The organism is Novipirellula aureliae (assembly GCF_007860185.1).
GTDB lineage: Bacteria > Planctomycetota > Planctomycetia > Pirellulales > Pirellulaceae > Novipirellula_A > Novipirellula_A aureliae.
Genome location: NZ_SJPY01000003.1, coordinates 548571 through 575107, shown reverse-complemented (window position 1 = coordinate 575107; position 26537 = coordinate 548571). Strand labels below are relative to the sequence as shown.

Below are 26537 nucleotides of genomic sequence, written 5' to 3'. Positions count from 1 at the left end.
AACCAAAAATCGATCACGATAGCGACTGATTAGATGACACCCTGTATTCGAAGAAACGTGGCTAACAAATGTCCGCTATCAAGGTATTGATCGTCGAGGATTACCGACCCTTGGCGGAAACACTGGAGTATCAACTTAAACGAGCTGGCTATGAAGTATACCGTTCCGGTGATGGACGCGATGCATTGAACCAGGCTCGACTTCTACTTCCCGACGTTGTCTTTTTGGATGTCGATCTGCCAGTGCTCAGTGGAGTCGAGGTTTGTAAACAACTAAGGGCCGACCCGACGACTCAAGACACGATGGTTCTGATGCTCAGTGCTCTTGGGGAAGAATCGGACCAGGTCGTCGGGTTTGCGGTCGGGGCAGACGATTATGTGGTAAAACCGGTCGAGAGTTACAAGGTGCTTTTGCAAAGACTGAAAGCACTCCTCAGACGACGCGAGCAAACATTCGAAGATTCGGAGTCGGTGTCACGGCATGGAGTTACCGTTGATCGAAGACGATACGTTGTTATGGTGGATACGGAAACCTTGAAGGTGACAAAGAGCGAGTTTCGCTTGCTCGACACACTCATCCGCCAACCGGGCCGGGCGTTTGGCCGCAACGAGCTGGTCGATGCGGCGCTAGGCGAAGACACGATGGTCCTGGACCGGACCATCGATGTTCACGTTCGCGCATTACGGAAAAAAATGGGCGCCTACGCGGATCTCGTCGAAACGGTCCGTGGCGTCGGCTACCGCTTCCGCGAATAATCTTAATCTCTCGTTTCCGAACCGTTGGTGGACGATTGGTTGAATCCACTCATCCTGGCGAATGCTTTGTGACAACGAAGAATGAGGGTAAGCCTCGTTCGTGGCTGTGACTTCCAGCCGCAGCTTACCGGGGCAAGATGGCCCAGCCACTCCTTTGCCAAGCCGGCAAAATCAAGCTGTGACAAAGCACTCGTAGGCATTCGATCGAGATACCCAAAGTCGTGCCGGGGGCTTCTAGCGACCGCTGTCCGGAAAGCCGTCCCCGGTGGGGGCGTTGACATTTTCCTGTTTTCTGTCGAAAGTTTAGGGAAAGAACTCGATCCCTCCATCATTTGGTCACCCAAACTCACATGACTGATTCATCTTCGGCTGGCTCTTCCCAAGCCGCACCTCGCACGATGCTCGAAAAAATCTGGGATGAGCACGTCGTTTTTCAACCAAAATCGGGCCCTGCAATCCTCTATGTCGACCTGCACTTGGTCCACGAAGTGACCAGCGCCCAAGCGTTTGAAGGTCTGCGGATAGCCGGACGCCCGGTACGCCGCCCCGAGCGAACGATCGCGACGCCCGATCACAATGTACCCACCAGCAACCGAAGTTTACCGATTGCGGATGAAATTAGCCGCAAGCAGATTCAAACATTGCGGGAAAATTGCAAAGAATTCGGGGTCACGCTGTTCGATATCGATGACGTCCGGCAAGGGATTGTCCATGTCATCGGCCCCGAAAACGGCTACACCCAACCTGGGATGACAATCGTTTGTGGCGATAGCCATACGGCGACCCATGGCGCATTCGGTGCGTTAGCTTTTGGAATTGGGACCAGCGAAGTGGAGCACGTGCTGGCCACGCAAACGTTGCTCCAATTTAAACCCAAAAACTTCGAGCTTCGCGTCGATGGCTCGTTGTCCCAAGGGGTAACGGCCAAGGACATGATTTTGTACTTGATCGGACAAATCGGAACGGCGGGGGGGACGGGCTATGTTCTGGAATTCACCGGCGATTGTATTCGCAATTTGTCGATGGAAGAACGGATGACCGTTTGCAACATGTCGATCGAGGCCGGCGCTCGAGCAGGCATGATCGCCCCCGACCAAACCACGTTCGACTACCTTCGCGGCCGCCCCGAAGTACCGCAAGATTTCGAAGCCGCTATCGAGCGTTGGAAGACTTATCCCACCGATACCGGAGCATCGTACGACTTGTCAAACGTTTACGCGGGCAGGGATATCGAACCACAAGTCACCTGGGGAACCAATCCTGGGCAAGTCCGAAGTATCACGGCGCGGATTCCCGAACCATCTGAATTCGACGATGCGACGGAGCAGAAATCGACGGCGCAGGCACTACAATACATGGGTTTAGTGGCCAAAACGCCGATTCAAGATATCAAGTTGGACCGCATCTTTATTGGATCGTGTACTAACGCTCGCATCGAGGATTTGCGTGCCGCCGCAGCGGTCGTCAAAGGGCATCACGTTAGTGGTTCCGTTGATGCCATGGTCGTTCCCGGCAGTGGTCAGGTGAAGAAACAAGCCGAGACCGAAGGACTTGATAAAATCTTTAAAGAAGCAGGTTTTGATTGGCGCGAAGCGGGTTGCAGCATGTGCTTGGCAATGAACCCCGACAAACTGGCTCCGGGTGAACGATGTGCGAGCACATCGAATCGCAATTTCGAAGGACGCCAAGGCAAAGGGGGACGAACTCATTTGGTCAGCCCCGCGATGGCTGCAGCAGCGGCCGTGAAAGGCCACTTTACCGACATTCGCGATTGGGCCTACAAGTCCTAGTCAGTTCAACAAAATCGCCCCAACAAAATCGCCTCAACCAATCGGCAGTTCTCAACGAAAAGAAAAATGCAAAAATTTACAAAACACACTGGAATGGTCGCTACCCTTGACCGCGCCAATGTCGATACCGACCAAATTATTCCCAAGCAGTTTCTAAAGCGGATCGAACGAACCGGTTTTGGACAGTTTCTGTTTTTCGATTGGCGATTTCTCGACGATGGAACGACCGAAAATCCAGAATTTGAGCTGAACCAACCCGCGGTCAAAGGGGCGTCGATCTTGATCGCTCGGCAAAACTTCGGCAGCGGCAGCAGTCGTGAACACGCCGTTTGGGCCTTGGATGACTACGGTTTTCGATCGGTCATCGCACCCTCGTTCGCCGATATCTTTTTCAATAACTGTTTCAAAAACGGCGTCTTGCCGATCAAGCTTGCCGAGTCCGATATTGACGAGCTTTTCAAGCGAGCGGCCGAGCAGGCGACTGCAGGGGCACCCTACGAATTGACGGTCGATCTGGAAAAGCAAATCATAACCGATGGCGCGGGTTTTGAACGCAGCTTTGAAGTGGAAGCGAGTCGCCGAGAGAATCTGCTCGGTGGCTTCGACGACATCGCATTGACGCTGAAAAACGAAGCGAAAATCACCGAGTACGAAGCCGCTCGTAGCTGGTAGTTCCAGTGCAAAGCGTTTCATCGGCTTCGCCCACATTTTGATCCTGAATAGGATCGAAGCGACATCCGGCGATTCTTCGGAACCGCCTGCGAGTCAAAGCCTGTGAGCTGGGTTACTCTTCATTCTTCCCGCTTTCGATCTTTTCGCTTTCGATCTTTTCTTTGAGCAGCCTTAGCGCGGTCTGGAAAATCTCGGTATCGGGATCCAAATCGACCGCCTTTTGAATACTGTCGACGGCTTGGTCGTAATCGCCATTGAGATAGCTAGACAATCCGAAGCGGTATTGAACAAACGCATTTTTGGGTGCCAGCCGGGCGTCTCTGGCCAGCAATGGCAATTCTGCTTTTCGCAGTTCCGCAGCGCGTTTTCGCATGTTCTCGCCTGCCTCGCCACCTGCTTGCGACGCCATGTTTTCAAGTAGCGTTGCTAGATTTGACCTCGGGCCGGTCGAGTTTGGCTCGACGCGAATCGCCATTTCGTAGTAGTCAATCGCCTCTCGGTAGCGGCCCTGCTGTTCCAGCATCGTTGCCCAAGCCATGTGGGCGCCACCGCGATCCGATGTGATCATCATCGTATCGCGGACCTCATTCGCAGCAAATTGCACCTGAGTCCGCTTGGAACCTGCTAACTGTGCAAAGGCACCCGAATCCAAGGTCACCCTGATCGCTTCGTGCCGCAACAGCTTGGATGGACTTTCAATCAGCGGAACGATATCGCGAATCACTTGGCTCGGTGGTGCATTTTGATAGACGCCGATTGCCGCGGCTTTGACAATCAAATGCTCCGACTCATTCGCCAATATCTCTTTTGCTTTGTCGACCGCTTCGGGCACACCCGCTAATCCCAATTCGGTAAGCGCGGTTGCGCGAGCGATTTCAGGGGCCAACTCGTTTGGTTGACTTACCACGCGAAGCAGTTCGGCAACCGATCCCGGTTCACCACGTCGAAACGCCGCTAAAGGCTCTGCGAATACTTTAGGCGTTAGCCTTTCTTCACCGTACCATTTCTCGCAAGCTTCATCGCACCACTGATCCGTTTCTGCGATCAACTGGGCCACTTGGTCGGCTGTTGCATCATCATCTCGCTCGACCAACCATAACCAATCGGAGTACTCGTGGAGCTTCTCGGCAACACCTTCGGGCAACTTTTCTTTGCGATCAGCGACGTGGCATCCGCTGCAAGCGTTTGGAGTTCCAATTTTGACAGATAGATCAGGCCGCGGTACACGCATACTGTGGTCGCGCCGCGGATCGATCATCATGTAGCTTGTTTCCGGCATGTGGCAATCGACACACATTGAACCAGGTGTACCGGGTTCGTGATGATGATGCGATGGGACGTCATACTTCCCCGCAGCATGTTGGTGGCATGAAGTGCACGTCTCATTGCCTTCATATTTCAATTTTAAAGAGTGCGGATCATGGCAATCGGTGCATCGAATGCCTTGATGATACATCTTGCTTTGGATAAACGATCCATAGACGTAAACCTCATCCTTGATTTGGCCATCGTCATAATAGGTAGATGATTGTAGTTGTTCCAAACGATAGAAATCATGGAACGAATCCCCTGGTTTGAATGTATCGTCGATGACACCACGGCGGCTATGGCATGGCGCGCACGTTTCAATTTGTGGATGAGGATCTTCGCCCTTTAACTTTGCCAATCCGTAACCGTAGTTGCGATCCCAAAAGATCGATTTGCGATTTGCCAGCTCGACATGCAAACTTCCCGCCCCGTGGCAGGCTTCACAGCTAACGTCGATTTCGGAGAAAGTCGTGTGGTATGTCAGCGTCTCAGGGTTGAACTTTTCTTTTAAGTTGGTTGAGTGGCATTCGGCACACATCGTCTGCCAACGCTGGGCGATGCCGGTCCAATGCAGCGGGTCATCGGGAGCCAATTTATCGTCAACATCGGGCGGGCGAAGGTAAAACCATTCTTTGTTGATGGTATCCCAGGTGATCCGCAGCACTTGGACACGAGCGACTTCATCGTCGGGTTGGTCGGGGGTGCGGTCGAATTCGACCATGTAGTTTTGCAGCGGACGGACGCCAAAAACATACTTGACTTCGAAGTCGTGCATTTCGCCGTCTTCGCCTTCGGTGCGGACCATAAACCGTTTGCCATCGCGATAGAGGCGATTGACGAGTCCGTCATGCTCGAACGTGACATCATTAAAATCACCCAGTACCGTTTCGTCGGTAGCGATATCCATTGCCAAATCATGATCCGAGCCTTGGTAAAGCTCCGATTCTTCTTGGTGGCAATCGATGCAAGCTTCGCGGCCGACGAATGTGGGTGTCAGGCCGAGCGGCTCGGCAACCCAGTAATCCGCAAAGACGAGCCCGCCAATAAGCAGGATGATCCCGCCAATGACGAGCGGCGCCACCGGAAGCTTGGCAGAAACGTTACGTTTTTTTGATGACAAAAGTTAGCTCTATATTTCTGATTTGATTTCGTCGTAGAACTTGACAAAATCATCCTTGTGGTCGCTGCTACGGAATTTGATGGCGTGCTGCGGATGTAAATTCGATTGACCGGTAATATTGTAAGGAACTAACGGCCCCCATTCGACTTTTTCTCGCAGTGGAATGATGTGATCTTGCAAGAGTTGGATCACGGGACGAAGTGAGAATTTCGGATTTCGCAAAAAGCCAAGCAAGATTTCCATCGGACAGTTTCCCGCTCCTCGTCCCATCCCCATCATCGTCGCATCGACACGATTGGCGCCTAAAATGATCGCTTCGATTGTGTTGGCGAAAGCTAACTGCATGTTATTGTGAGCGTGAATGCCGATTTCTTTTCCTGTACCTTCCATCGCAGAGGTGTACTTTTTGTACAACCGATCAACTTGTTCGCGGTACAAGTGTCCGAAGCTATCAACAATCACCATGGTTCCAGCGGGCGTTGGAGCAATGTTCTCTAATACTGTATCGATCTCGGTCTCGGTTATGTTCGAAACCGCCATCAAATTTGCCATTGTTTCATAGCCCAAGTCGTTGAAATGATGGATCATCTCCACCGCTTCGGAAACCTGGTGAGCATAGAAGGCAACGCGAATCATGTCCAAGACCGATTCGCTTCGCGGCACGACCTTTGTTTTCCAATCGCTTTTTTCCGCATCTGCCATGGCGACCAATTTGAGGCCCGTCTTCTCAGCGTCGTGATCACCAAACAAACGGTTCAAGTCTTCCTCGTCGCAGTGACGCCATGCTCCGAAATCCGACTTGGGAAACAGGCGAGCTGAATTTTTGTAACCGACTTCCATGTAGTCGATACCGGCTGCGATACAGGTTTCATAAACCGCTTTCACCTGTTCATCGGTAAACAGGTGGTTGTTGATGAGCCCCCCGTCGCGGATGGTGCAATCGAGCACCTTTAATTCGGGGCGATAAGTAATCCAAGGAGCTTTTTCAGGCATCGAATGACCTTTTGTGGGGGGAAGCTAAGCCGATATGCATTGCAAGCCGAATTTTATTGCGCAAGGAGGAGACCTTGTCGCAGATCGCTTGCGGCCCCAGTTTGATCGCAAAACGATGTTTCCTCAAGGGTCTTGGCGTATCACGATCGATATCCGCCAGTTATTCTTTTCCACCATGCACCTATTATTACCTTTCGCGGCCAGTATTCTGTTCGTTTGTGGCCTGATCTTTATTAAACGGGCCAGCGAATTGGACGTCGGTCCTGCGACAATCTTGTTCTTTAGCAACATGATGTCGACCCTTTTGTTCTCCTGCTTTTGGCTGCTCGGGGGGCCAGGCCAGCCGATTGAGCTGATTTGGCAACCGATCGCACTGGCGTGTCTCTACATGATGGGACTGGTGTTTACCTTTGCATCGGTTCAAGCCGGCGACGTTTCGATCGCGACTCCGATTTTCGGGACCAAAGTGATCTTTGTCACGCTGCTGTTGACGTTCGCAACATCCGAATCGGTGACGAGCGTTGTTCGTTATGCAGCGTTCATGGCAACGATGGGGATTGTTTTGATTCAGTGGACGGGGCGAGGAAACCGGCGACGGATGATTTTGACAATCGTACTCGCGTTGTCAGCGGCGATCTCTTTTGCCTCGTTCGATGTGCTGGTCCAAGCCTGGTCACCATCGTGGGGCATCGGGCGAATTTTGCCGCCATTGTACTGGTCGGTCGGTCTGATCTCTCTCGGTTTGATCCCGTGGGTCGACTGGGACCGAATGAAAATCTCCAAAGTTCGCCGAGCCGTTTTACCAGGCACCCTCTTAGTTTCCACACAAGCGGTTTGTATCATCTTGGCGGTTGCACTGTTCGGTGATGCGGCGCGAGTGAATGTGGTCTATGCGCTTCGCGGATTGTGGGGAGTGACGTTAGCATGGGCCGCAGCGAAGATTTGGGGAGGAGCGGAGGCCGATTTACCCAAATCCATCATGATCAAACGAGTCATCGGTGCCTGCTTGCTAACCGCCGCCGTGATCCTAGTGGTCGTTTCGTAAGGCCGCATTGTCGCAAGACCGTCGCCTAGGCTACTAGCCTGGGACCACAAGGTACCTGAGTCTTCAGCTTCGAGTTGCCCGAACCGGCATCCGCTGTATTTTCCAAGAAACGTACAGGTGTCGAAATGAACACTCGCAAAATGAACGTTACTCAGTTTTCTTCGTGTCTTGAAGACGCAATTGCGAATCGTTGTGTCAAAAAGGTTGACGGATTTTGCACCACCAAGAATACGTATCTCGCAGTCGTCGAGGATAGCGCCGCCATAGATCCTATCGATCATCTTTCCGGTTCCGATTTCGATGATTTTGCCGGAAACCGTTTCGCCATCGATTCGGTGATGATCGTCGACCTCAAGTTTTTCACGCATGGTGTTCACGAACAATCGTTTGTGTATTTTGACCGGACGATAATGTATTGCGCCCGAAAACTTTTCCATCAATGATTAATCGCCAAAACGGCTAATGAATAATCCGGGCTAATGGCCGAAATCTCTTCGAGATGTTTATCGTCTGCCGCCGTTCAAAGCGTCAGCAATACAATTGACATCTCACGACGATCAACCAAGCCAGGCGTTGTCCAAGTCGTCCGACGGCCTTCTTTTAAGACCAAAACGAGTGGTTTCGGTTTCAAAGTTGATGCATTCGCGGGTAATGGCAAATCAATCGGTGGAAAGAGGGTGCTCATCGGCACAGACGCCCGACGATCGAAAGTCTTGACGACTCCCGCTACGTTTTCAGATAGAGGCTAGTCAGGCGAGGTCTTGCTCTGGGATGCGTTGTAGAATTGGCGGGCGGCTCGGTGGAGAGAAAGGCCTTGCCATTCCGCCGCGTTCTTTCGAGGTATCAGTCCGCTGCAAAACTCAGGTTCTTGATACAGCGACTCAAGTACTGCCGTGACGAGATCGTCGGGCGAGTCATGACGAGCGGCCAAGAATGCGGTCGTGCCGACCGTCGCGATACCAGATTCGGGAAGATCAATCCCCGGGTAATCGGTGGGGTCGATCGTCATCGGTCGTAGTGTCGGATGTTGTAACGATATCTCCATTGCTGGTTCGATGGGAAGGAGTCGAAAACGCTCGCTCGCAAGTAATTCGAAGACGAACGAACTGCCGACACCAATCGAGATGATCACGGCTTGTGGTGCATTGTCACGATTCAAGTTGTGTGTCAAATCGCTCCACGAACTCTCTTCACGCTCGAGTACCGATGGCGGTAATCCGAGCGACTCGAACACCATTTCCGCGGTCGCTCTCGATCCGCTTCCGAGCGGGCCGACTGCAATCCGCCGGTTCGCCAAGTCAGCTGGGCTTTGGATGTCACTATCACTAGCGACCAGTAAATGAATTTTTTCGTAAAACAGAGGGGCAACCACACAAATTGTATCCCCGCTAACGGCCGACGCTTGCATCGGAGCCAAGTCGACTTCCCGGCGTAGCAATCGATCACGGTTGTCGAGCGATCCGTTGCTTGGGATCATCGATGCTGTCAAATCGTGCCGCTGAATCATACGTTCAGCTAACGTGGCCGAAACATCATCGTATATCCCTTCTTCGACACCGCCCGCGATGGCAATTTCTCGGGGAATCCAAGATGTGTATTCCCTCCATCCAGACGCCATGGCCAATACCAAGAACGGCGAAATCATCAGTAACAGAAGCATTGCGGCTTGAAATCGGCGTTGGGACAGCGACGTGTCGACCATCCGGCGACCGGTAACCGCGGCAACGAGTGGCACGCCTTCGAGCCAATGCCACACCTTCATTGGCAACGATCTGGCTTTTGCCGCAATCGGTTGATCATTGATAAATGCGTCCAAATCGTTTGCCAACTCCGTCGCCGTTTGGTATCGATCCGTGGGAAGTTTTTCGAGACACTTTGCCACGATGGTGTCGAGATCAAGCGGAGTGTCTGGTTTTAGCGAACGAATCGACGGGGCGGGGTCGTGAATGACTTGAAGCAGCGTTTGAACCACGTTGTCAGCCATGATCGGAGGCCGTCCTGTCAAACAGGCAAACAGAATCGCGCCCATCGAATAGATGTCACTATGCTGAGTGGCCAAGTCACTATAACCGCCCGCTTGCTCTGGTGCCATGTAGTGCGGTGTCCCTACCGCCTTGCCAGTACCGGTCACACTGCTATCCGAATCCATTCGTTTGGCCAAACCAAAATCGGTGACTAAAACGTTGTCGTCAGTATCGATCATTACGTTGGCGGGCTTTAGATCGCGGTGAAGCACTCCGTTGTGGTGAGCATGGTCGATCGCTCGGGCGACGTCTCGTACATAGCGAGCAGCCGTTTTCGGTTCGATCACGCCTGAATCGATGCGGCGTTGCAAGTCGACACCACGGATATATGACATGGAAAAAAAATGATGCCCGGCCCGTTGACCAAAATGGTGAACGGGTACGATGCCGGGATGGTTCAACTTTGCGGCCGCTTGGGCTTCGGTATAGAAACGACGAACGTCGGATTCGTCGGCCAACATGCCGCCTCGGATCATCTTTACGGCCACCAGACGATCCAGATCCGTTTGACGCGCCAAGTAGACGATCCCCATGCCGCCCTTGCCGAGCATTTCTAAAAGTTCATAGTCGCCAAGGTTAAACGGCAACGTGGGGCCATGATCCCCTTTGGCTCGGTACGGCATCGGCAAGGTCGCACCGGGATCCACATTGGAATCATCTTCGCTTGCGACCGATAAGCCAACGGTTTTCGCACTAGGATCGATGGCAGACGGGCGAGGTTTATTCCTAGGATGCAAGGGTGACGTGGCGACACCCGAAGCACGGCCAACGAGGTCAGCCACCTCCATCAATTCACTTAGTTGCTGAGCAACATCCGGAAACTGCTTTAAGAAATCATCGCGACTGGCCATTTCACCTGCGTCGCAGCTACGCAGGTAAGCGGCAAACGCCCTATCGATTGGTTCTTCCTTTGGCTCATCTAGCGATTCGCCAATTGGATCGTTAGGGAATTCGGGGTCTTCGTTCACCGTCATAAAGTCGTCATCTAACGTCGCGATCGTCGCTGGGAAAATTCGTAGGGAATCGCAGGCAAAATTCCTAAATCGGTACGCTTCGGTTTGGGGATAGGTACGGCCTCGGTCGGCTCCGGTGTGAGTTCACGGTACACCCGAATGATCAAGTTCCCCTTCAATTCTTTGTCAATCTCGGCTGGGTCACTGGTCAGTTTGATCCCATAGTTATCACCAACAGGACTCTCGATAATCGAGGCCGATAAGCCAGGCGGCGGATCACTCAGTTCGACCCGAATCTCACTCGCTTTTATTTGTTTTGCGATTGGAACAACTCCCAGGATCGTATCACCTTCGGCAGGCAATACAAGACGCGGCGCTGGCAGGATAACCGAAAAGGGCGCCGAACGGCCTCGTCCTTCGCGGATCACCAAGTTCCACTGTTCAACGGGGACTAAGTGAAACCAAATGAACGCTTGCATCATGTTTTCCGCTGGAACCGCTAAGCGAGTGAGCTGGGTTCGCGATTGACTTCCTTTCCTCTTCCCAGCCGATCCTTCCATTTCCAACGCAAACAATTTTTGCGGCAATCCCGTTTCCTCGTCAACCAATTTGAGGTTGTTTGGAACCGTCAGTGTCATGTTCAGCTTGTCCACCGTCCCTGGAATGACGTTACCATCGAGTCGGAGAGGGACGGGGGCATCGACGAGAGAAAGTGTAATGTCTTCGTCAAAACCGTCTTTTCGAAGTGCGTGAACGGTAATGGGAACCGTTTCACCACGACGGGCGATGATGGTCGCTGGCGTGACGCGAAGTTCGAAATCGCCATCGGGTGCACTCAGCCTCATTCGATAACCGAAGTCGGGACCGCCGTGATTGCTCGCGTCCTTGATGTGCAGATAGTGGTTCCCTGTTGCCGGGATCGTGACAGATAAATGGGAATCGGAGTGATGTGTTTGCAGCGCTTGTGACAAGTCGACCTTATCGTCATTGAATCCAATCTCTTTGCCGTTCGCGTCGGTGACTCGAAGGACGGAATCGAGAGGGCTACCGAGTCGACGGGCTTCCACCTCTGCGATCAATCGACCTCCACCCTCGACACGGTAAATATCCTCGTCACCTGGATAGTCGATTCGTCCATTGATTGTCGTACGAGTGGAGATGACTTGCGCCGATTGGTAATCATTGTTGGGTTCTTTGTCGAATGTTTCTGGCCAATAGTCCACTTGCAACGGAAACCGGATCTCCGTGCCGTCGGATTGTGGAGCGGTGTACCACATCACCGGTCGGAATTTTTTACGAGTCATTGTTTTGACAGGAATATCGGTGTTGGTCAGGTTCCAGCCCTTGAGTTGGACCATTGATTGCGAATCCACTTGGGCTCCGAGTGGGTAGATGCTAGTGACAAACGGAATTTCGCCCACGGTGATCCGGTAGACAAAATCCTCTCGTCCTCGGAAAATCGAGTCGCGTATTTCGACAACATACTGGTCGTCTTTGGGTACTTCGAAAAACAGGACCGGATCTTGGCGATAATAGAAGGAATCGGAGAAACTCATTTCTCGGCCATGCGAGTCGGTCAGCTTCAGAACGGCTTGAAACCAGCCAGGAACGGCATCTGCCAAATAGGGCATGCATTCGCGAACCGCCGCGTCGATGACGATTTGCTCGCCTTTTTTCGCCGTGAAAGCAAATCGATCTTGGTCTCCAGGCATGATTTGACCGTTGATAACGACAGGCGTGTACTCGACGACTCGATCGGGGGATTGGTCATTTGGTTCGGTTTCCCGAACTTCTGAATAGCGTCCGATATGAAACCAAATTGGGTTCGAGATTGCCTCTTCGGTCAAAAATCTCAGTTCACGTTTGCCAAGTTTTGCATCGGTGGCGACTTTGACGCGAACGGTGACCTCTTCGGCCAATTGGTCATTCGGTTGCCGTTTGGGATCACGATCCCGCTGGCGAGAAATCTCCTGTTCGCGAAGTTGTTCCTCGGTGATGCCAGCGGTCGCGATGACCTCTTCGTTGGAAGGTCGCTGCTTGATTCCCATCGCCTCACGCTGTTTGATGATTGCATCACGCGTGTCACGGATTCTTCGTTGCAGTTGGTTTGATTCGCCCCGGGTCATTGGGCGATACCAGCTTACGATTTCCAAATCGACTCCGTCGCCCGATAGATAAATGCCTGTCGCCTCTTTGATATGTTGTCCACCCACCGTGATTTCAATTTCCGTTCCTGCTTGGCAACCTGCTGGATAAGCGTACGCCAGATGCGGCTCGTTCCCATTGGCGACTCGGGCCGCTGCGAGAATACAGAAGACAAGCCGTGCAAGAGAGGTACTGTGTTTCATCCTGTGTATGCCGGGGCTCTCGTTGGTCGGCGCCAGCCTAGGTGATTTCATACAAACGGCCTCCGGTTTCCATGCCGTCGTCGGGGCCAGGGGTGGCGCGGACAAATTCGCCCATCGGATGCGGTAGACTTGCGTCAGGGTCGATACCGAGTAACTCGTACATCGTGCCAATCAGGTCACCTGGGTAAACTGGCCGGTCTTTAACTGCTTCCCCTTTTTCGTTTGATTCTCCGACGACTTGTCCGCCCTGAAAACCTCCTCCTGCAACGAGCGTTGAAAACACACTGCCGAAATGATGTCTGCCCCCGTTCCACGGCGACTCCGATGCCACTTTCGGTGTTCTTCCAAATTCGCCGATACACCATACAATCGTGCTTTCCAAAAGCCCGCGTTCGTCCAAGTCGGTGATCAGTGCAGCTAATCCACGATCGAGTTCGGGCAGCTTTCGCTGCATCACGGGGAAGTGATCTTTGTGAGTGTCCCAGCCGCCGTGATTGATCGTAACGAATTTCGAACCGTTTTCGATGAGCCGGCGTGCTGCTAAGCAAGATTGACCAAATTTGCTGCGTCCGTAACGTAAACGCATTTCGTCCGATTCCTCTGCTAAGTTAAACACCAAGCCGGTATCGCCGAGCATTAGATCGTACGCATCGGACCTCGATTTTTCAGCCATTGCCAAACGGGGATCCTGTCCAGCGGCTCGGTGCAACGCGTTCAGTTCGTTTAACAGATCACGACGCTGCATCTGTTGATGCTCAGACAAGTCAGGGGCGACGATCCCCTCGACCGCAAACCTGCTTGCGTTCGGATCGCTTCCGGTTGCAAACGGTTTGTACTTGATCCCCAAAAAACCCGCTTCAGAGAATCGACCTTGTGGCTGAGTGAGGACGACATAGGGCGGAATCAAGCTCGTTTCTTGTTGTCGGTTCCCGTTTGATTCTGGGAATCCTTTGAACGCGGTTACAACGGCGCCGGCGGCGGGATAGACCAAGCGGCCTGGCATGCGTCCAGTCTGTGTTAAGTAGGATGCGGTTTCATGGCCGAATTGTCCGTGTGTGAAACTACGGATCAGCGAATACTTATCGGCACACTTGCCCAGTTCAGTCATCAATTGACCGATATGAATCCCCGTGACGTTCGTCGCGCACGTACCACTCAAAGGTCCGGTGTAGTCGCTTCCCGAATTGGGCTTGGGATCAAACGTATCGGTATGTGGCGGGCCACCGCCTAGCCAAACCTGAATGACCGCTTTCGCCTTGGGAACGATCGCAGGCTTGGCATCGGTTGTCCGTTCGTTTTTCCGTTCGGTTTCAGCAACTCCCGAATTGGCCCTCGCGTCCATCGCAATCATCTGAGACGCGATGACTGCTCCGGCACTGCGGAGCACGCCTGCATGCAAGGCTTGCCGACGACTTAGAGTTGGACCCCAGGAAAGCGAACCATGGGCGTGCTGAGTTCTTTGATGAAACATGCTCGATTCTCTGCAGGGTTGGTAAGTGGATGTTAATGTTGAAAAATGAACTCGTCGGTATTGATCAGTGCCCACGCCAAATCGCGAGTCCCCTGTGACGAGCGGCAAAGGGGTTCGGCCACCGTCCGTTCCCCCTCACTTGGCCGCCGTGAAAGAATTGCAAGATAAAGCAACTCGGCTTTTTCACTTGGGTCGCTCGCTGATTGGAGCAATCGATTGATCCCTTGACCTTTTTTTAATTTGTTGCGGATGTGGTTGGAATTGAGCAAATGCAACGCTTGTCCGGCATTCAATTCGTTGTTTCGTTCCATCATTAGTCCACTGTCTCGTGCAGGTCGACCGAAGGTTTCCAAAAAACTGCTTGTAATACTCCCGTCTGGGAGTGCGATAGCACGCTGATTGTCGGGCAGGAAGGTGAAGGGTTCTGGAATAATGCTCATGTACATTTCATGAGTATCCGTGATTTGGCAAATCCCATCGATCAGAACTTCGGCATCATGCCGTCGTGTCAAATGGTATGCGAAATGGACACCTGCCAACGAATCATTGCTTTGTGGAATGCACGACAATTGGTAGGCATTGGATCGAAGGATCAATCGATAGAGAAACCGGATGTCGTAATTGGCCGCCACGAATTCATCCGCTAATTGGTTCAGTAGGGCGTGATTCGAGGGTGGGTTGTCGGGGCGTATGTCATCCGGTGGATCGACGATACCTCGGTTCATCAGCCAATACCAAATCCGGTTGGCAAAGGCGCGAGCGAACCATGGATTTCTGTTGTCGGTCAACCAATCTGCAAAGACGATTCGGGGGTCGATCCCAGCGGGAATGTTTACCGATACACCATTCGGGTAGATCGCATGGGTCGATTGGTTGAGTGCATTTTCTTTGTTCTTGCGAGGATCGAAATAGACAATTTCCTCCTTCCATTCGCCTGTCGGTTTAAATCCGACTTGGGAAAAGAACTGCGCCATCCCGGCGAGTCGCTGATCGGGCCACTTTTCGGCTCGTTCACAGAGGAAGGTTAAAGCCACCGTTTGAGCGATCGCTTTCGGTTCTTTGCTTTGCATGGCCCGATAAAAGTTGACCTGCGGTGTGCGGAAATTGCTTCCGGACGAGGTCAATAGCCGATGGGCAAATTCGTCAGCGGGCATGTTGCTTCGAATGGCCTGATGAATCCAACGATGGTAAGCCTGCGCCGCGTTGGGCCAAAGATTGATTGGGAATTCGGCTTTGACCCTTAGCAGATCACAAAGCCGCATCGTCAAATAAATCGAAAATTCTTCGCGTTCCAGTACCGTGTCGATTAGCTTGTTTCGTTTGTCGGGATCGGTATCATCCAAAAACGATCTCGCCTCGTCCGCCGTCGGCAAGGTTCCAAGGGTGTCAATGTAAACGCGGCGTAGAAACACGGCATCCGAACACAACTTAGCAGGCTCAATTTTTCGGTTGATCAGATTCAAAAAGATGAGGTCGTCGAGCGAATTGTGTGAATGAATTGGCAAATCACTTTCGAATGGATCGTTTATCCAATCGGCATCATGCTCGCCTAAGTCGGAAAACTCCTTTGGCATCTCGGCAGCCAACGATTTTCCGCTCTGAGAATTTGCAATCTCGTTGAGCGAGGATTTGCTGGGGACGAACGATGAAGCGTTTCGCAAGTTCATCGATTCGGTCGGCGAGGCCATCATTACGGCGGGCGACGTCGCACGGATCACCGCATCACCGCTGTCGGCAACAGGCGATACGACGTTGTAGAGAACAACGCCAATCGCGGTTGCGGTCAGCAACATTAAAAACGAAAAGATCCAAAGAGGGTCGATTCGGTTCGTCGTGTTCGCTGCGTTTGGAATTCTGGCCATGTTCTTACAACATTTATCGCGCCTTATGATGGATCACGCCTTTTGCTGTTATCTCGCGGCAATTGTCGCTCTGCCCTCCGAGCGGAAAACGCTTGCCGCCTGAAAAGCGACCGTTGATCTGAGCCAATCCGTGGACGCTGCCAACTCGGAGAACGGAGCGATATTGCGGCGCTGACTATTCTACTTTCGAAAACGCGACTCCTTCGATTTCGACCAACAATTCTCCACGACACACATCCGCAATTGCATAAATCGTGGGCACGCTACGAAACCGACGCTCGCATACCTCTCTACATTTCCTGTAGTCCGCTTCGCGTTTAACGTAAACACGGATTTTTGCCAGATCGCTCAGTCCGGCTCCGCAACCATCCATGCCATGGTGTTTAAAGTTGTCACGACTAATCAGTTGCTCAATGTTATCGATCGTTTGTTCGGTTTGCTTTTCAATGTCGCCGAGATGGGCACTCTCACTATTTAAGATGCTGGCGGTCCCCGAAACCCAAGTCGTTACGTAGTCGCCCACGCGAACCGCCATCGCACGTGCAAATTTCGGACTCTTGGCTGAGAAGGTCTTGGCGTAGTCGAATGCCGAGGTTTGCTGAGGGTTTTCGAGAGACAACATCTTGACATCATCACGGTTTGTCTGCAGTGCCATGGCGCTGAGCGTCAATCCGGTGGCCTGCATTCCGATCCCGGTGCTGGCGGGATAGATGGTCGAACCGGTACCCGAAATAGCCATCTGTCCGAGATCTTGCAGCTTATCAAAGAAATCGGTCCTCGCTCGATTCAGTTCGCGGTACCGTTCGATTTGACTGCCGTCGGCCACCTCTTCTAATTCGGTGATACCACCTTGATAGAGCCATACTCGTGGGACATCGCTGAAGCATGCACCGACGCTCTCTAACCGGTTGGCTAGTTCGCCAAAAACGCTTGCTGATTCATCATAAGCATTCCTGGCGTTCTGTGACGGCGTCACCCCCGCGACGTAGATCCACCGCAGCGAGTCGTAAGCCACCGTGACAACATTGGGCAGCGGATACTGGATATCCAACTTCGTCAAGCTGTTTTCGTCATCGGTCTCTTGGCTACCAACCGCCCATGCTTCGATCGCCAATGCTTGGCCTTCGCATGGCGGTTGAATGATGAAGCTGGTTGCCGGAGCTCGGTCGCCGAAATAGGCTTCGAACAACTTCTTGAATGCCGGAATGTCGTCCTCCGAGGCCACAAACACCGTCTGCATCGCTACCGTCATCTCCACCGCTTGCTGCTTTAGAATCACTCGCATGGTCGAAATGGCTTCCCATGCTTGGTCCACTGGGCTGCCAATCGGCTGAGGCGTTATCATCAGGGCCACACGGCACACATGATCTAAATGGACGACGGTGTGTTGTTGCTGACTCAGGACACAAGGCGGCATTTGGGGGGTGGAAAGTAAAGCTTCGACTTGGCAATCACCGTTGCAGCCGCCTTTGCGTAGGAGTTCCTTGACCGGTTGCATTTGGAAGCAAATTGCCTCGTCTGTAGCTTTTTCGGCCTTGGCAAAACCTTTGTCGATCAGAGACATCGTATTTCCTTTTTGGGGGATTCCGTGATTGGCTGTGTCTTGACGCATCGGGTTTGAACCATCTCGCGGCCATTGAGTTCCCTATGGTCGTCGTATGCCCTCGGCACACCATGGAAACTCTCTTAATGTCTTCTAGGCGCTTCAAACCGTCTATAGCTATGCCTTAAGGTTGATCAAGATGGTGAAAAATGCAACGGATCATCCGATCGGATGAAACGTCACATCGAGCGTTTTCGTTGCTGATTGGCCGATAACGGGAGAGGTCTGCGTCAATTGGTCGCAGCGGATTATGGGGTTTTTTTGGGTTGTTTTGCCGCGCGCCGAGCGAGCCACACGTGTCGCGATGCAGACGCACAGCCCGCTGGGCATGCGGTCAACTAAGTTCTCCATCGCGATAGGATCGTTACCGCGAATAGATTGACGCTAGCGAACAACAGAAGCCCAAGTGCCGTCGACGCAAAGATCGCCGCGATCAACGCGTCGGTACGCTGAAACGCCTGCCATCCGGTCATCAGCGTCCCCAAGCCGATATAACTCGATCCATTGCCAACGAAGAACTCCGCAACGATCGCGCCAATCACCGCCAAACCGCTGCTTGTCTTCATCCCGACAATTAAGTCTGGAACGGCGGACGGCAGTTGTAACCGCAGGAGGCGTTGGATTCGCCCTGCACCATAAAGCCGAAACAAATCGTCCAAATCCTTCGGTATGGACATCAAACCTGCGGTCACACTATTGACAATCGGGAACAAGCATATGATCACGGTTACCAGTACGACGGTACGGAATTGATAGCCGCTCCACGTAATCAATAGCGGGGCGATTGCCACGATTGGAACCGTTTGCAGAAAGACGACGTACGGAAACAACGCTCGGCGAATCATCTCTGATAGGCTAAATAGAATCGACAAGGCTGATCCGAGGAGAATTGCCGAAACGAGCCCGGCGGTCGCGGCGACGCCGGTTACCAAAGTGCCTTCAAACAAGGAAACGCGTTCATTGAATGCGGCTTCGAGAACCCGCCATGGCGTTGGCAGCAGGATTGCTGGCAAGTCAAAAAGGATAATCGCCAAGTTCCACATCAGTAGCACGACGACCGCAACGGCAACAACCGATACCGTGCTAAGCCATAGCGATTTTGTGCATCGCTTCATACGCATCCGTCCGAGTTCTTCAGTACATCGCTTAGCGTCCCGTAGAACTCACCAAAGCGGGCTTCTCGGCGAAGGGATTCGTGACGCGGCCACGGCAGTGGATTATCGATCGAGTTGACGATTTTTCCTCGATTGATGACGTGGATTTGATGGGCCAACAAGCAGGCTTCAGCAATATTGTGAGTTACCAAGACCGTCGTAAACGATCGCTCACGCCAAAGATCCAGTAATAACTCACCAAGTTGGCTGCGAAGCATGTCATCGAGAGCGGCAAAGGGTTCATCGAGTAGCAGAACACTTGGCTCGGTGACCAACGCCCGCGCTAGCGAAACTCTCATCTTCATGCCACCGGACAATTGACTCGGCAACCGTTTCGCAACATCGTCAAGCTCGACGGACTTGAGCAGTTCCGTCGCCCGATCTCGGCGATCTTTCGAGTTCCCGCGTCCAAGAAGTTTGAGCGGTAGAGAAACGTTTTCGAGTGCCGTTCGCCAAGGTAGCAGTGACGGTTGTTGAAATACGAATGCAACCTCTCCCCCACGACTCGATAACCCACCGAGATCGATCGTACCAAATGTTGGGGATTGCAGTCCGGCAAGCAGACGAAGTAAGGTCGTCTTCCCGCAGCCACTTGGCCCAATCAATGCCGAAATCTTTGATTTTGCAAATCCCACGCTGACGTCATCAATGGCTTGTACCACGTTCGTACGACCAGCGAACCGACTGCCACTAGCGAACTCGACCGAGACGTGGTCGCACCGAATCGCAATCGCCTCGTTCATGATGAAAGGTTGGTGGATGTGGATGTGGTTCGAATCAAGCGGCATCCCTCCTGAGTGACTCCATACCGCGATCAAGCTTTTTCACATTGACCGCTTCGGCAATCCAATTGGCAGCCTTTTCGGTTGCACCGCCGCCAGCAAATTGGTGACAAAGCGAATTCATTCGCTGCATCGTTTGTTCAAAGTAGAAGTCGTCTTTCAGAAATGCGGCAGTCGATTCATGGAAAAATTCGATGGCAGGTTCGGTTGAACCAACCGAGACGAACTCGGGGAATACCTTGCGATCACTCATCAGGTTGGGCAGCGTGATCGAATCGAGTCGGACGACCAGTCGTGCAAAAGCGTACAACAATCGACCAACGCGGTAGGTCACAGAAGCCGGCGTGCGGCGGGCAAGTAATTCTAAACTGACCGAACCACTAACCATCATTGCACAGCGTGCGGCTTCGATAACCTCACTCGTTCGATCAACATAAAATTCGATAGGCAGTTCAGAATCCGCTTCCGTTAATTGCTGCTTGCACCATAGGCAATGCCGATCCCTGTATGCTGCGACTAAGAATTTTGCGTTTGGATGCGAGGCCGCTAACCGACGAATCGCCTCGAGCATGATTGGCCAAGTGCGATGGACTTCGTGGGTTCGCGATCCCGGCAAAACCGCTACCAATTGCTGGTTCTTAGCAGCGTCACCGTTGAATCGGTTCAAGGCTTGTTGGTCGAGTTGGCTTTCCAAAACCGCATCAAAAAAGGGATGCCCAACAAACGTCGATTCGATCCCATGTTTGGTGAAGTACTCTTGTTCGATCGGTAGCACGCTTAGGACATGGTCGACTAGTCGCTTCATCTTTCGCACCCGCCAACCACCCCAAGCCCAAAGTTGGGGCGGACAGTAGTAGTAGACCGGAATTCCGTAACGTCGTGCACGTTTGGCGATATGCCAATTGAAACCGGGGAAATCGACTAGCACAACGGCATCGATTTGACCACTTTTGAAAATCGCCTCGGCTTGATCGGCAAACTTGAAAAAATCACGAAGTTTCGGCAGCACTTCCAACAATCCAACAACGGCGTGCTGGGTCAAATCGAGTTCCAAGCGACAACCCGCTGCCGCCATCGCTGGGCCACCAAACCCACAAGCTTCGATCTCAGGATAATTCTGATGCAAATGACGAATCAAACGTCCCGCGTGCTGGTCGCCGCTCGGTTCGCCCACAGAGAAGAAGATTCGTTTGGTCATGGTCGACGATCGCAAAGAAACAAAAAAACGGAATTTAACGCTCGATTGGTAATCGAAAAGCGTCTCCGAGGTCAATGCTGGAAAATGACACTCGCTCGGCGAGCCGAGCGAAAACGGGGCGAATCCGGATCAAGTCGCTTTTTCAAGCATTTTTCGCATTGAATCTTTTGCGGCCGTAATCGCTTCAGGAAGCTTGCTGGGGTCTTTTCCGCCAGCCTGGGCCATATCGGGCCTTCCGCCACCGCCACCGCCAACAACCTTTGCGGCCGCTCCGACCCAAACCCCAGCCTTGATGCCGCGATCCACCAATTCTCGGCTCACGCCACCGACCAGGATGACCTTGTCGTTTTGGACCGTCGCCAAGAGTACGGCGGAGGGTTTGTCTGATTTTTTGCGAATTTGGTCGATCCAACCACGCATCACGTTCGCATTCCCACCGGGCGTTTCTGCCACCACGACGATCGCATCGCCAACGTTTTCCGCCTGACTCATCAACTCGTCCGCTGATACTTTTCCGCCAGCGGTTATCTGCTCAAGTTGTTCGATCAAGCTTTTTCGGTCACTCAATAGAGCCGACAATCGATCGACGACGTCCGAGACCGAAACGTTCAGTTTGCGAGTGATTTCACGGACCGCTGAACGGACGGAGTTGTAATCCTCGGTATTGATGGGGACGTCCGCCTTCTTTGCCACAAATTCACTGGGGTGCTCCACCGGCTTGCCAGCCGATAATTCCTTTTTCAACTGACGAACGTCGCCCGTCAACTGTTCGGCAGCGGATGCGGCGTCCGAGGGATCGCAGCCGAGCGTTGTGGCGATTGACGCTAATAACTCTTTGGTTTCCAGTCGATGCGATTGAGCGCGTGAACCGGTCAACGCTTCGATTCGCCGAGTGCCCGCCGAAACGCTTTCTTCGACGACCAACTCAAATGCTTCGACTTGTCCCGTATTTGTCAAATGCGTTCCACCGCACAACTCTTTGCTAAAATCACCCATCGAAACCATGCGAACGGGATCAGGATACTTTTCGCCGAACAACATCATCGCTCCGGCAGCACGAGCGTCGGCGAGCGGTATCGTTTTCCATTCGATTGGAGCTTTCGCATCAATCATTTGCCAAACGTCTCGCTCAATTTGCACGAGTGTTCCCTCGTCGATCGCTTTTTGGTTGGTAAAGTCAAAACGCAACCGATCGGCTTCAACTTTACTGCCTTGTTGCTGAGCATGTTTGCCGATGTTCTTGTGCAATGCATGATGCAAAATGTGCGTTGCGGAATGCGCACGGGACAATGCGGTGCGATGTTCCGTATCGACGCAGGCCGTACACTTTTCGCCCGTGTGAATTTCACCATGGCGAAGTTTGCCGTGATGGACGATGAGTCCCGCATGACGCTGAGTATCGGTGACGACAAACTCGAAGTTGCTATTCGAAATGATACCGGTATCGCCGACTTGTCCGCCTGATTCTCCGTAGAAGGGCGACTTGTCGAGCACGATTCGTAGCTCGACATCACCTGGACGATCGATGTGGCTCAATAATTGGCCGTCGTCTTTGCCCTCGTCGCCTTGAGTGGTAATGATTCCTTTGATCGTTGCTTCGGTCTGCGTCGTTTCGTAGCCCACAAATGGAGTTTCACGGAGCGCTTCTTTTAGCGTTTCAAGAGGTCCAGTTTGAAACAGGACCCGTTGTTCCCCACCGCTAACGCGAGCGTGTTCGTCCATCGCTTTGCGGTATCCAGCCCAATCAAAGGTAAAGTTCTGCTCGGCGCTAAGCGTTTGTAATAATTCGGGTGGGACACCGTAGGTTTTGTTCAGTTCGGCAGCTTCTTCACCGGGGACCATCACTCCCGATTCCTCTCGCATCTGTTCGAACAATTGCTCGATCCGTTTCATGCCGCCATCGATCGTGCCGAAGAACGCTTTTTCTTCGGCTTCGATTACTTGAGCGACCCTTTCGGTCGTTTCGCTCAGTTCGGGATAGGGCACCTTTGATGCTGAAGCAACCGCGTCGACCAATTTGTAGAGAAAGGGTTCTCGCAGGTCCATTTGATAGCCATCGAGTACCGCGCGTCGAATCAATCGCTTGATGACGTATTTGGCGTCTTTGGGGCCAGGATAGACATTTTCATGGATGGCAAACACGCTCGCTCGCGCATGGTCGGTAATCCGCCGCAATCGTCGTCCATTGTCGCTTTCGTAATCGTACTTCACGCCGCACACTTCCGATGCCGCTTGGACGATTGGAAATAGGTTGTCGATGTGGAAATTGGTCGTCGTTCCCTGCAGCACGCTGGCGGTCCGCTCGAGTCCCATACCCGTATCGATATTCTTACTCGGTAGCGGGTTCAGATTATGGGGTGGGTCGCCGACACGGTTGAACTGAGTGAAAACGAGATTCCAGATCTCGACTTCGCTGCCGTCATCAAGATGGTAATAAATCTCGCTACACGGTCCGCACACACCGTCGGGGCCTTGGCTCGGTGCCGACGCGGGCCAGAAGTTTTCGTCTTCATCCATGCGAGCGATCCGGCTTTCAGGCAGCCCGACTTTGTCCTGCCAAAGGCGAAAAGCTTCTTCGTCGTCGCGGTAGACCGTCACCGACAACCGCTCCGATGGGATGCCGAGCCATTTCTTGTCGGTCAGAAACTCCCAAGCCCAGCGAATCGCGTCCTCTTTGAAGTAGTCACCAAAACTGAAGTTTCCAAGCATTTCAAAAAAAGTATGGTGAAACGCCGTTCGCCCAACATTATCAATGTCACCGGTGCGCAAGCATTTTTGGCAGGTTGTCGCACGGGTGAAGTCGAGTTTTACTTTCCCGAGAAAGTGGTCTTTAAACTGATTCATGCCCGCAGGCGTGAACAAGACTGAAGGATCCCAAGTCGGGACCAACACGTCGCTGGGGCGGCGAACGCAGCCTTTGGTTTCAAAAAAAGCTAGATATTTTTCGCGTAACTCGTCAGTTTTCATAGCGGTTGCTAGAACAAATTGAGGGATTGAGAGTCAAAGAAAACGTGCGGGAACACGTCAATCGATATAAGATGATATCGAACAGAATGGTTTCGGCAGAGGGCACACCGCAGAAAGGTTGAAAAAAAGCGACAATCGCGTTTCACCGAGGGCCGCCTCTTGCCCCGTTTCAACACGTACCCCGCGGCCACGCATAAGACCAACCCACGAAAAAAAGGCGAGGCCAATCCCGAAGGACCGACCCCGCCTCGCACGGGGGGACGCTTAATATCTTGATGAAGAGTTCTTGGTGTTTCGCGTTTCCGATACGATTTAAGAATACTTCCAAAGCTCCATTTGGGAACGACGGATTGACTCTTTCTGCTCACTTTTGTTGAACCGATTGGCAAACAGGCCGAATCATAGCGGTTGTAACACTTGGTATAAATAAATGGCGTTCGCTTCCATGCTTGACTGGCTGGAAATCGCAAGTCGGGAAGCTGTTGCCGTTTGGGAGTGTTTTTTAGATACTCTAGCTCGGCCTGCTATTCGTTTTTCGGAAGCACGTCCAGATCATCGTGGCCTGCCGTCGATTTTCTTGTCGACTCGATGGGGCATGACGTTTTCCTGAACAAGAGGTTCTTTCGGAAATGCGAATTCGCTAAACATGCTATTCTAGGGCACCCGAATCCCGAAAATCGTTCCTTGACTGGCGTATGCCCACCGAAACGTTGCCAAATCCGTGTGCCGAATAGGTTGCACCAAGTATCGATTGTAAACGTCCCTTTCCACGCCGTGATAAAACAATCGCTGGTGGGTCTTCGTAACTCTCGATGGCATCCGATAGTCGACGCCCGGAAACACTGACCTTCCAAATGGTATCACCTTGAAGCGAATACGGACCATCTATTGCATAACGCAGGTACTCTCCTTGCTCGACCCGTAGCCGCGGTGTCTCGATCGAATGCTGTTCGATCAAGCCGGGATCGAGACAAACCTCAACCTCGTTGCTTTCAGCGTCTCTCTCATTTACAAACGCGATCGCAGCCCGCCAATCCTCCCGCCTTGAAATGGGCCAATAACCTTTCGCGAGCCGAGAAGCGGTTCCCTGATCCATCATCGTCATTCCGATGAAGATGATGGAAATGGCCCCCCCCGCCATTTGTGCCGGTCCGTGACGACGAAACCACGTGTAACTTGCCGTTCCCAGGGCCGCTCCAAAGCACCAACACAGTATCGGTAGCGTGGCGATCAAATAGCGACGATGCCAAAGTGACACGATTTCGAAATAGGCGACGCACCAAATTAACAACGTGCTGAGAAGTGCGACCAAGAGAAGCGACAATGTCAAGCTACCCGAATCGTAGAATAGCTTGCGAACTTCTTGCTCTGTCGAGTGTCCAAGACGGCGACGTCTACCGTGGCGATCGACAAGGAAGGCAATGAACCATAATGTGAAAGGACAAACGACGACCCATTTCCAAGGCCAAATCGTCCAAATTTGCCTTAGCGAATGCGCCGATGCAAAACGGGACCATAATTCACGGTCCTGCCAAGCGGACGAGGTACCCACCGATAGGATGGACCAGCCCACCAAGCCGAAAAAAACAAGGATCGCAAAATCCACTGGCTGCAATGTGAACGATCGAAACCCTTCGCGGTACATCCACTTGGCGAGTAAAAACAAAGGTAGCCATCCCAGGACGGCGAGCGAGGTGATCTGACACACGGCCGCGGTCCCGATACAGAGGCACAAACCGACCCAGGTTGCTGAGCCACGTCTGTCAGCGGATGTTTGATTCCACAACGAAGCGTAGCAACCACAAGCGATGGTCGCCATGAGAATCACGATTGCATACGGTCTTAGTTCCGTACCGAAGTAGATCGAATGTCCATCAACCGCCAACAACAATCCTGCCGCCGTTCCGCAAAGCATCCCCCCCTGCCGTTTCCTACTCTCCCGTCGAGAAACGAATAAAAACAACAAACTGCAGCTGAGCGAAACCGCGATCGCGCTTGTCGCCCGCAGCGTCACTTCGTCTTGTCCCCCTATTTTGCCCCAGAGCCACAACGCTTGAAAGTAGAAGGCTTGCTGGTTTCCGGCGGCGGCACGTGGTGATACTTCAGGGAAACTTCCCGAGATCGTCCATGCCGTATGGAGTTCGTCGACCCAGAGGCTCTCGGAGCTGGCGGGAATTCGTAGCGTTAGGCTCAGCAGAAACAGCCCCACTGCGATCAGTAGGGAGAGTCGATCGATTTTTCTGCTCTTCGTCACGAAACGTTTTTCCAATCATAGCGGAGCTGAAGACAAACGGGGCTGAACCGTTTATCATGCGGTTAGCCGCTTTCGCGATAGTCACGGTCCAGGCTGTTTCAGCGCAAAAACCAGAGCTATCGCCCAACCGGCTGATGAAAGTGGCGATTTTCCAGCGATTGGTTTGCTTGTAGTGGATCTTGTTTACGATCCTGTTTTGCGCAAGGATCTTTAACAAGATCCACTACCCAAGAAGTTG

Annotated in this window: 17 protein-coding genes; 5 read left to right on the top strand and 12 right to left on the bottom strand. The window is 52.6% G+C overall.

What is annotated here, in order from left to right; genetic code table 11:
- The first annotated feature begins 68 nt into the window (after nt 1–68).
- The 3 genes from Q31b_RS11500 (at nt 69) to leuD (ending at nt 3217) form a co-directional block, all read left to right on the top strand.
- A complete protein-coding gene (locus tag Q31b_RS11500) occupies nt 69–755 on the top strand; it encodes a response regulator transcription factor (RefSeq protein ID WP_146599808.1) in 687 nt (228 codons plus the stop codon).
- Between the two features lie 350 nt (nt 756–1105).
- Complete coding sequence (leuC, locus tag Q31b_RS11495) at nt 1106–2545, top strand: 3-isopropylmalate dehydratase large subunit (protein WP_146599807.1); 1440 nt, start codon at nt 1106–1108, stop codon at nt 2543–2545.
- A 66-nt stretch (nt 2546–2611) separates the two neighbouring features.
- Nucleotides 2612–3217 carry a 3-isopropylmalate dehydratase small subunit gene (leuD, locus tag Q31b_RS11490; RefSeq protein WP_146599806.1) on the top strand — a complete coding sequence of 202 codons (606 nt, stop codon included), beginning with the start codon at nt 2612–2614 and terminating at the stop codon, nt 3215–3217.
- Between the two features lie 112 nt (nt 3218–3329).
- Here leuD and Q31b_RS11485 read toward each other — a convergent pair whose 3' ends face one another.
- Both Q31b_RS11485 and Q31b_RS11480 read right to left on the bottom strand, forming a co-directional pair.
- A complete protein-coding gene (locus Q31b_RS11485) occupies nt 3330–5645 on the bottom strand; it encodes a tetratricopeptide repeat protein (RefSeq protein ID WP_315860389.1) in 2316 nt (771 codons plus the stop codon).
- 9 nt (nt 5646–5654) lie between these two features.
- Nucleotides 5655–6638, bottom strand: coding sequence for an aldolase catalytic domain-containing protein (locus Q31b_RS11480; protein ID WP_146599805.1), 984 nt, complete (start codon nt 6636–6638; stop codon nt 5655–5657).
- Between the two features lie 175 nt (nt 6639–6813).
- On the opposite strand from Q31b_RS11480, the gene Q31b_RS11475 reads away from it, so the two are divergent.
- The gene (locus Q31b_RS11475; protein ID WP_231617487.1) at nt 6814–7683 is read left to right on the top strand and encodes a DMT family transporter; all 870 of its coding nucleotides are present in this window, start codon (nt 6814–6816) and stop codon (nt 7681–7683) included.
- 125 nt (nt 7684–7808) lie between these two features.
- Nucleotides 7809–8126 carry a hypothetical protein gene (locus Q31b_RS11470; protein WP_146599803.1) on the top strand — a complete coding sequence of 106 codons (318 nt, stop codon included), beginning with the start codon at nt 7809–7811 and terminating at the stop codon, nt 8124–8126.
- A gap of 302 nt (nt 8127–8428) precedes the next feature.
- Here the strand turns inward: Q31b_RS11470 and Q31b_RS11465 are convergent, their stop codons facing one another.
- The 10 genes from Q31b_RS11465 to Q31b_RS11420 all read right to left on the bottom strand — a co-directional run bounded on the left by Q31b_RS11465 (nt 8429) and on the right by Q31b_RS11420 (nt 26299).
- Complete coding sequence (locus Q31b_RS11465) at nt 8429–10681, bottom strand: serine/threonine-protein kinase (protein ID WP_146599802.1); 2253 nt, start codon at nt 10679–10681, stop codon at nt 8429–8431.
- An 11-nt stretch (nt 10682–10692) separates the two neighbouring features.
- Entirely contained in the window at nt 10693–13008 is a 2316-nt protein-coding gene (locus Q31b_RS11460; RefSeq protein ID WP_146599801.1) for a peptidase, read from the bottom strand.
- Between the two features lie 37 nt (nt 13009–13045).
- Nucleotides 13046–14479 carry a DUF1501 domain-containing protein gene (locus tag Q31b_RS11455; protein ID WP_146599800.1) on the bottom strand — a complete coding sequence of 478 codons (1434 nt, stop codon included), beginning with the start codon at nt 14477–14479 and terminating at the stop codon, nt 13046–13048.
- 32 nt (nt 14480–14511) lie between these two features.
- Nucleotides 14512–16341, bottom strand: coding sequence for a DUF1553 domain-containing protein (locus Q31b_RS11450; protein WP_146599799.1), 1830 nt, complete (start codon nt 16339–16341; stop codon nt 14512–14514).
- 175 nt (nt 16342–16516) lie between these two features.
- Entirely contained in the window at nt 16517–17905 is a 1389-nt protein-coding gene (locus Q31b_RS11445; RefSeq protein WP_146599798.1) for a RidA family protein, read from the bottom strand.
- 377 nt (nt 17906–18282) lie between these two features.
- A complete protein-coding gene (locus tag Q31b_RS11440) occupies nt 18283–19059 on the bottom strand; it encodes an ABC transporter permease (protein WP_231617486.1) in 777 nt (258 codons plus the stop codon).
- Nucleotides 19056–19886 carry an ABC transporter ATP-binding protein gene (locus tag Q31b_RS11435; RefSeq protein ID WP_146599796.1) on the bottom strand — a complete coding sequence of 277 codons (831 nt, stop codon included), beginning with the start codon at nt 19884–19886 and terminating at the stop codon, nt 19056–19058. Before Q31b_RS11435 ends, Q31b_RS11440 begins: the two co-directional genes overlap by 4 nt.
- Complete coding sequence (gene lpxB, locus Q31b_RS11430; protein ID WP_146599795.1) at nt 19876–21078, bottom strand: lipid-A-disaccharide synthase; 1203 nt, start codon at nt 21076–21078, stop codon at nt 19876–19878. Before lpxB ends, Q31b_RS11435 begins: the two co-directional genes overlap by 11 nt.
- A 129-nt stretch (nt 21079–21207) precedes the next feature.
- On the bottom strand, nt 21208–24045 hold the full coding sequence (gene alaS, locus Q31b_RS11425; RefSeq protein WP_146599794.1) for an alanine--tRNA ligase: 2838 nt from the start codon (nt 24043–24045) through the stop codon (nt 21208–21210).
- A 649-nt stretch (nt 24046–24694) separates the two neighbouring features.
- Complete coding sequence (locus Q31b_RS11420) at nt 24695–26299, bottom strand: hypothetical protein (RefSeq protein WP_146599793.1); 1605 nt, start codon at nt 26297–26299, stop codon at nt 24695–24697.
- Nucleotides 26300–26537: the final 238 nt, after the last annotated feature.

What these genes read in the sequence shown, in the direction of transcription:
- Q31b_RS11440 (WP_231617486.1), bottom strand. Translation starts at nt 19,059, where the DNA reads ATGAAGCGATGCACAAAATCGCTATGGCTTAGCACGGTATCGGTTGTT.
- Q31b_RS11470 (WP_146599803.1), top strand. Translation starts at nt 7,809, where the DNA reads ATGAACACTCGCAAAATGAACGTTACTCAGTTTTCTTCGTGTCTTGAA.
- Q31b_RS11450 (WP_146599799.1), bottom strand. Translation starts at nt 16,341, where the DNA reads ATGGCCAGAATTCCAAACGCAGCGAACACGACGAACCGAATCGACCCT.
- leuD (WP_146599806.1), top strand. Translation starts at nt 2,612, where the DNA reads ATGCAAAAATTTACAAAACACACTGGAATGGTCGCTACCCTTGACCGC.
- Q31b_RS11460 (WP_146599801.1), bottom strand. Translation starts at nt 13,008, where the DNA reads ATGAAACACAGTACCTCTCTTGCACGGCTTGTCTTCTGTATTCTCGCA.
- Q31b_RS11480 (WP_146599805.1), bottom strand. Translation starts at nt 6,638, where the DNA reads ATGCCTGAAAAAGCTCCTTGGATTACTTATCGCCCCGAATTAAAGGTG.
- Q31b_RS11445 (WP_146599798.1), bottom strand. Translation starts at nt 17,905, where the DNA reads ATGTCTCTGATCGACAAAGGTTTTGCCAAGGCCGAAAAAGCTACAGAC.
- Q31b_RS11500 (WP_146599808.1), top strand. Translation starts at nt 69, where the DNA reads ATGTCCGCTATCAAGGTATTGATCGTCGAGGATTACCGACCCTTGGCG.
- Q31b_RS11465 (WP_146599802.1), bottom strand. Translation starts at nt 10,681, where the DNA reads ATGACGGTGAACGAAGACCCCGAATTCCCTAACGATCCAATTGGCGAA.
- Q31b_RS11475 (WP_231617487.1), top strand. Translation starts at nt 6,814, where the DNA reads ATGCACCTATTATTACCTTTCGCGGCCAGTATTCTGTTCGTTTGTGGC.
- alaS (WP_146599794.1), bottom strand. Translation starts at nt 24,045, where the DNA reads ATGAAAACTGACGAGTTACGCGAAAAATATCTAGCTTTTTTTGAAACC.
- Q31b_RS11455 (WP_146599800.1), bottom strand. Translation starts at nt 14,479, where the DNA reads ATGTTTCATCAAAGAACTCAGCACGCCCATGGTTCGCTTTCCTGGGGT.
- Q31b_RS11435 (WP_146599796.1), bottom strand. Translation starts at nt 19,886, where the DNA reads ATGCCGCTTGATTCGAACCACATCCACATCCACCAACCTTTCATCATG.
- lpxB (WP_146599795.1), bottom strand. Translation starts at nt 21,078, where the DNA reads ATGACCAAACGAATCTTCTTCTCTGTGGGCGAACCGAGCGGCGACCAG.
- leuC (WP_146599807.1), top strand. Translation starts at nt 1,106, where the DNA reads ATGACTGATTCATCTTCGGCTGGCTCTTCCCAAGCCGCACCTCGCACG.